We start from the raw sequence: 6,354 nt of genomic DNA, 5'->3' as shown, positions 1-6,354 counted from the left end.
CCTGATCCGCTACCGCCTGCACCCGGAGTTCGAGCGCTCCACGGTGGCGGATGCGATCCGCGCCTACATGCACAACGCCAAGCCTTCGGCGCCCAAGGTGCCGCAGTGAGCGCCACACCGCTGATCTGGGCCGACGATCTGTCGGTGCCGATCGCCTGGCACGCAGGCCAGCCGATTTCGCGGCGCCAGTACCTGGCCGACGTGCGCGATCTCGCTGCGCGCCTGCCCGAGGCCGGCGCCATGCTCAACCTCACCGGCGACCGCTACCGTTTTCTGGTCGGCCTGGGTGCGGCGCTGGTGCGCCGGCAAAACAGCCTGCTGCCGCCCAACCACACGCCCGACATGATCGAGCGCCTGCGTGGCCTGTACCCGTCGATCTATGTGCTGACCGACATGCTCGACTACGAGTCGACCTCGCTCGTGCTGCGTCACCCTGACGACCACGCCGCCATACCGGCCGATGACACCGTGCCGCTGATCGACGATGAAGCCGACGCGGTGCAGGTGCTGACCTCCGGCTCCACCGGAACGCCGGTGCCGCATGCCAAGGCCTGGGGGTTTTTACGCCTGGGTGTGCGCGCCGAAGCGCAGCGCCTGGCCGATGTGATGGGGCGGCCTTCGCTGGTGGGTGTGACGGTGGTGCCCACCGTGCCCTCGCAGCACATGTTCGGCTTCGAGTCGACGGTGCTGCTGTCCCTGCTGGGTGGCGCGGCGGTCGACACCGAGCGGCCCTTCTACCCGGCCGACATCGCCGCCGCCTTGTCACGCTCCGCACGCCCGCGCATGCTGGTGACAACGCCGTTCCACCTGAAGTCGCTGCTCGACTCCGGTGTCGCGCTGCCCGCGATCGACCTCACGCTGTGCGCCACCGCCCCGCTGTCGCCTCAACTCGCTGCGCGCGCCGAAGCCGCGCTGGCTTCGCCGCTGATGGAGATCTACGGTTGCACCGAAACCGGCCAGGTGGCCAGCCGCCGCACGGTGAAGGGCGCCGAGTGGCAGGTGTTCGACGGTGTGCACATCAGCGGCAACGGCGAAAACTCGGTGGCACAAGGTGGCCATGTGCCGCTCGCCACCACACTGGCCGACGTGCTGGAGGTCATCAACCCGACGAGCTTTCGACTGCTCGGGCGCTCCAACGACCTCATCAACATCGCCGGCAAGCGCAGCTCGCTCAGCCACCTCAACTACCACCTCAACGCCATCGAGGGGGTGCGTGACGGCGCCTTCTGGCTGCCGACCGACGTGCCGGCCGATGGCGTGGTGCGCCTGATCGCCTTCGTGGTGGCGCCCGAGATCCCCGCCGCCGAGCTGAGCAAGCGGGTGATCGCCGCCATGCGCCAGCGTGTCGACACCGCCTTCGTGCCGCGCCGTGTGGTGCCGGTGCCCGAGCTGCCGCGTGTGCCCGGCACGGCCAAGCTGCCCGCCGCCATGTTCGCGGCCTGGGCCGAGCGCGCGATGGCCGGCGCGCCGCCGCGCTGAGTTCGCATGCACAGCGTGGACATCCACATCGCGCCGGATCACCCGGCGTTTGCTGGCCATTTCCCGGGCCAGCCACTGCTGCCCGGGGTGGCGTTGCTGGCCGAGGTGCTCGAAGCCGTGATGGGCGAGCCTGAGCTGGCGGCGCGTGTGGGGCCTGCGCCGCGCATCGGTGTGGCCAAGTTTCTGGCGCCGGTGCGCCCGGGGGCCCGGCTCACGCTGCGTTTCGACACCGGCCCCGGCGCCTTGCGTTTCGAGGTGCTGACGGGTGAGCGCCTCGCCGCCTCGGGCACTTTCGAGCGCGCGTCGTGAGCACACCGTTCAAGCGCGAAAGTGCGGCCTGGGCTGCCGAGCCCGAGCGCAGCCACCCGTGGATGCTGCACCTGATCCGCTGGATCGCACTCGGCGCCGGCCGCCGCGCCACACGATGGCTGCTGCACCCGATCGCGCTCTACTTCGTGCTCTTCAACGGCAAGGCGCGTCGTGCGTCATTCGGCTACCTCGGTCGCGCGTTGAAGCGCCCGGCGCGGCTGCACGAGGTGTACCGCCACATCCACACCTTCGCCGCGACAGTGCTCGACCGCATCTACTTCCTGCAAGAACGTTTTGACCAGTTCGAGGTGGTTGTCACCGATGGCGGTGTGATCCACGTGCCGCTCCAACAAGGCGAAGGTGTGATCGCCGTGGGCGCGCACCTGGGCAGCTTCGAGGCCTTGCGCGCCGATGCGCAGAACCGAGGCGAACGTGTGGCCATGTTGATGTACGAAGTTAATGCCCGCATGATCAACGCCACCCTGGCCGCCGTGGCGCCCAAGGCGCACCTGCACACCATCGCGCTCGGCCAGGCAGGCGCCATGCTGCAACTGCGCCACTGGCTCAACGAAGGGGGCATTGCCGGCCTCCTGGCCGACCGCACGCTGCCGGGCAAATCGGGCCGCTCGCACACGATGTGGGTCGACTTCCTGGGTCAGCCGGCACCGTTTTCAGATGGCCCCTTTCGCCTGGCGGCCATGCTGCACCGCCGGGTGGTGTTCGTGGCCGGCCTTTACCATGGTGGCCGCCACTACGAGCTGCGTTTTGTCGAGCTGGCCGACTTTCGCCAGCAGGCCGGCGCGACCCGCGAAGACACCGATCGGCTGGTGCGCGAGACCTTGCTTCGCTACGTGGCGCTGCTTGAAGTCTTGTGCATCGAGTCGCCCTACAACTGGTTCAACTTCTACGATTTCTGGGCCACCGATGCCAAACCGACTGTCACGCACTGACGACACCCGCGCACGGCGCCGCGTGCTGGCGCGATGGTTGGCGCTGGGCGCTGCGTCGCTTTTGTCGTTGAGCGTTCACTCGCAGGCCGCGTTCGACTTGACCCAATTGACCACGCTGCTGGCCAGGGTGAAGAGCAGCGAAGCGGTGTTCACCGAAAAGCGCATGGTCAACATCCTCGCGCAAACGCTCGAGTCGTCGGGCCGGCTGTCGTTCACCGCGCCCGACACCTTCGTGCGCGAAACGCTCAAGCCCCGCCAGGAAAAAATGGCCGTGGTCGGCAACAGCGTCACCTTGAGTTCGGGCAGCCGCAGCCGCACCGTGCCGCTCGATTCGGTGCCCGAAGCGGCGGTGATCGTCGAAGCCATCCGCGGCACGCTCACCGGCAACCGCCAAGTGCTGGAGCGCCACTTCGGCGCCACGGTGTCGGGCAACGCGCAGCGCTGGGTGCTGGAACTCGTCCCCATCGAGCCGCGCCTGCGTGAGCTGGTGAGCTTTGTTCAGCTGAGTGGCCAGCAGTCGCTGGTGCGCGAGGTGACGATCGCCATGGCCGACGGTGACCGCTCGGTGATGAAGATCGAGCCGGTGCTGGCCTCGAATTGAACGTGCCGATGCGCGGCTTTCTGGCGCGTGCGCTCGCGACGCTGCGGCGTGGCGCGGTGCTGCTGTGGCTGGCCTGTGTGCTGGGCACGATCTTCATTGCCGCACGCACCACCTACGTGGCCGATCTGTCGGCGTTCTTGCCTTCCACACCCAGCGCCGAGCAAGCCGTGCTGCTCGATCAGCTGCGCAGCGGCGTGGCCTCGCGGCTGGTGCTGATCGGCATCGAAGGCGGCACGCGCGAGGCGCGCAGCGCGGCCTCGCGCCAGCTCGCGCAGGCCCTGCGCCAGAGCGGGCAATTCGACGCGGTGCACAACGGCGACAACTCGGGTTTCGAAGCCACCGGCAAATTCTTGTTCGACCACCGCTACCTGCTCAGCCCCGCGGTCGACGCGCAGCGGTTCACGGTGCAGGGTCTGCGCGATGGCATCGCCGACACCACCTCGCTGCTGGGCACGCCGGCCGGCGCGGCGATCAAGCAGGTGATCTTGCGCGACCCCACTGGCGAGACGGTGCGCATGGCCGAAGCCATGCTGCCCGCGCAGTCGCCGCGCAGCGACGGCGGTGTGTGGGTCTCGCGCACGGCGGAGCGTGCGGTGTTGATCGCCACCTCCAGCGCACAAGGCGCCGACATCGACGCCCAGGAGCGCAATTTGCAGCTCGTGCGCGACACGTTTGCGCCCCATGCAGCGCAGGGTTTGAAGCTCCTGATGTCGGGCTCGAGCTCATTCGCCGTGGCTTCGCGCGCCAAGATCAAGAGCGAGGTCGAGCGCCTGGCGGTGGCCGGTGCGGTGTGCATCGTTGGCATCTTGATGTTGTCGTTCGGCGGCTCCTTGCGCACCTTGGCCATCGCCAGCTTGCCGGTGGTGGTGGGGGTGCTCGCGGGCATCGCCGCCGTCAGCCTGGCATTTGGCAACGTGCACGGCATCACGCTCGGCTTTGGCACCACGCTGATCGGCGAGGCGGTCGACTATGCCATCTACTACCTGATCCAGGCGCGGCCCCTGGTCGGCGCCGAAAAAGGCGCGGGCGCGCGGCGCTGGGTGGCCGACAACTGGCCCACCGTGCGCCTGGGTTTGTGGACGTCGATCTGTGGTTTTGCGGCGCTCTTGTTCTCGGGCTTCCCGGGGCTCGCGCAGCTGGGTCTCTTCTCGGTGGCCGGGCTGTGTGCGGCGGCCGTCACCACGCGCATCGTGTTCCCGGTGCTGGCGCCCGATGGCGCGCCCGGTGTGGGCATGCGCCGTCGGCTGGGCCAGGGGGTCGGCTGGTGCGCCGAAACCTTGCCACGGGCGCGCTGGCCCTTGTTGGCGTTGACGGTGGCGGCGGGTGTCACGCTGGTGTGGTTGCCCTCGCCGTGGCGCGCCAACCTGGCCTCGCTGAACCCGGTCGGGGCCGAGATGATCCAGCTCGACGAAGCCCTGCGCCTGGACATCGGCGCCAACGACAACGGCACCATCGTCGCCGTGGCGGGCGCCGACGAAGCCGGCGTGCTGGCCCAGGCCGAGGCCGCCGGCCTGCGCCTCGACCGCCTGGTGAGCGACGGCGCGATCAGCGGCTACGAATCACCCGCGCGCCTCTTGCCCAGCCCCGGCACACAGCAGCGGCGGCAGGCGGCGCTGCCCGAGGCCACCGTGTTGACGGCCAACCTGGCCCAAGCGACAGCCGACGGCCCGCTGCCGGCGGCGCGCCTGGCGGGCTTCATCGCTGACGTGCAGGCCGCACGCACACAGGCCGTGCTGACCACGGCCTCCTTGCAAGGCACACCACTCGCGCCCGCATTGGCGGCGCAGTTGTTGCCCGGCGATGGCACCCGGCCGTGGCGTGCGCTGCTGCGAGTGCAGGCCGGTGCGCAGCCCGTCGACGTGAACCTGCTGCGCGCCGCGCTCGCCGATCTGCCCGGCACCCAGGTGGTCCACATCGCCGATGAACTCAGCGGCATGTACACCCGCTACCTGCACGAGGCCACGGTGCAGGCGTTGCTGGGCGCGCTGGCGGTGTGTGTGTTGCTGGCCTTGCACCTGCGCTCGTGGCGGCGGCTCTGGCGCATTGCCCAGCCCATCGTCGCGGCGGTGCTGATCGTGCTCGCGGTGATGAGTGCGTGGGGCATCGCTTTGGGCATCCTGCACCTGGTTGGTCTGCTGCTCACGGTGGCCATCGGCTCCAACTACGCGCTCTTCTTCGACCAGCTGCGCAGCCAGCAAGAAGCGCAACCCGCCGGCTCGGCGGTCGCGGCCATCGACAACGACACCTTGGCCTCGTTGGCGCTGGCCAACCTGACCTCGGGCGTGTCTTTCCTGCTGCTCGCGTTTTCGAGCATCCCGGCGCTTTACGCCGTCGGCCAGGTGGTGGCCCCGGGAATCGTGATCAGCCTGCTGTTGTCGGCCGCTTTCATCCCTCTGGCCAAGCGGTGATTGAGAGGGCTTGCGCCCGGGGGCCTTGTGCAAAAATCAACGCCGCTTCAGCCCACCCCGCGCATGCCGTCTTCCACGTCCTTGATGCCCTCTGCCAGCCCCGTGCGCTGGTACGCGCCGACCTTGGTCAAGGCCAGCGTGGCCTGCCACCTGGGAGCGGGTGCCGTGCTGCTGGCCGAGTCGGCGCTGTGGCCGTGGTCACTGAGTGCGGTGGCGATCGATCACGCGCTGTTGGTGGGGGCCGGCTTGTGGCCACGTTCTACCTGGCTCGGCAGCAACATGCGCCGCTTGCCCGAAGCCTCGGCACGGCGCGGCGAGATCGCCATCACCATCGACGACGGCCCCGACCCCGAGGTCACCCCCGCCGTGCTCGACCTGCTCGATGCGCACCGCGCACGCGCCACCTTCTTTTGCATCGCCAGCCGCGCCGCGCAACACCCGCAGCTGTGCCGCGAGATCGTCGCGCGTGGCCACAGCGTGCAAAACCACAGCCACCGGCACTCGCACACCTTCTCGTTGTGGGGCCCAGGCGCCTTTGCCCGCGAGCTCAGCCTGGCGCAGGGCACGCTGAGCCAGATCACTGGCCAGCGACCTGTTTTCTTTCGAG

At 69.1% G+C, this 6,354-nt stretch carries 6 protein-coding genes; all 6 read left to right on the top strand.

Translation table 11 applies throughout. The annotated features are described in order from the left end of the window. The first annotated feature begins 105 nt into the window (after positions 1-105). A complete protein-coding gene (locus RMO40_RS13345) occupies positions 106-1,479 on the top strand; it encodes an AMP-binding protein (RefSeq protein WP_309721923.1) in 1,374 nt (457 codons plus the stop codon). Positions 1,480-1,485: 6 nt separating this feature from the next. Beyond that, positions 1,486-1,788, top strand: a complete 303-nt coding sequence (locus RMO40_RS13340; RefSeq protein ID WP_309721920.1) for an ApeI family dehydratase — start codon at positions 1,486-1,488, stop codon at positions 1,786-1,788. Beyond that, positions 1,785-2,738 (top strand): LpxL/LpxP family acyltransferase, encoded by a 954-nt coding sequence (locus RMO40_RS13335; protein WP_309721917.1) that lies wholly within the window; start codon positions 1,785-1,787, stop codon positions 2,736-2,738. The genes RMO40_RS13340 and RMO40_RS13335 overlap by 4 nt, the downstream gene beginning before the upstream one ends. Continuing rightward, entirely contained in the window at positions 2,713-3,339 is a 627-nt protein-coding gene (locus tag RMO40_RS13330; RefSeq protein WP_309721915.1) for a LolA-related protein, read from the top strand. Before RMO40_RS13335 ends, RMO40_RS13330 begins: the two co-directional genes overlap by 26 nt. 8 nt (positions 3,340-3,347) lie before the next feature. Then, on the top strand, positions 3,348-5,747 hold the full coding sequence (locus RMO40_RS13325) for an MMPL family transporter (RefSeq protein WP_309721912.1): 2,400 nt from the start codon (positions 3,348-3,350) through the stop codon (positions 5,745-5,747). 84 nt (positions 5,748-5,831) lie between these two features. Then, positions 5,832-6,354 (top strand): polysaccharide deacetylase family protein (locus RMO40_RS13320; RefSeq protein WP_309721909.1); only part of this gene is annotated, 523 nt, incomplete at its 3' end.

The sequence above is a fragment of the Rhizobacter sp. genome (genome assembly GCF_031412075.1).
GTDB lineage: Bacteria > Pseudomonadota > Gammaproteobacteria > Burkholderiales > Burkholderiaceae_C > Rhizobacter.
Note: the sequence above shows the minus strand (reverse complement) of the source record. Positions and strands in the feature narration are given on the sequence as shown.

Bases quoted from the DNA above. Each gene is read 5' to 3' on its own strand.
- RMO40_RS13340 (WP_309721920.1), top strand. From the start codon at position 1,486: ATGCACAGCGTGGACATCCACATCGCGCCGGATCACCCGGCGTTTGCT.
- RMO40_RS13330 (WP_309721915.1), top strand. From the start codon at position 2,713: ATGCCAAACCGACTGTCACGCACTGACGACACCCGCGCACGGCGCCGC.
- RMO40_RS13325 (WP_309721912.1), top strand. From the start codon at position 3,348: ATGCGCGGCTTTCTGGCGCGTGCGCTCGCGACGCTGCGGCGTGGCGCG.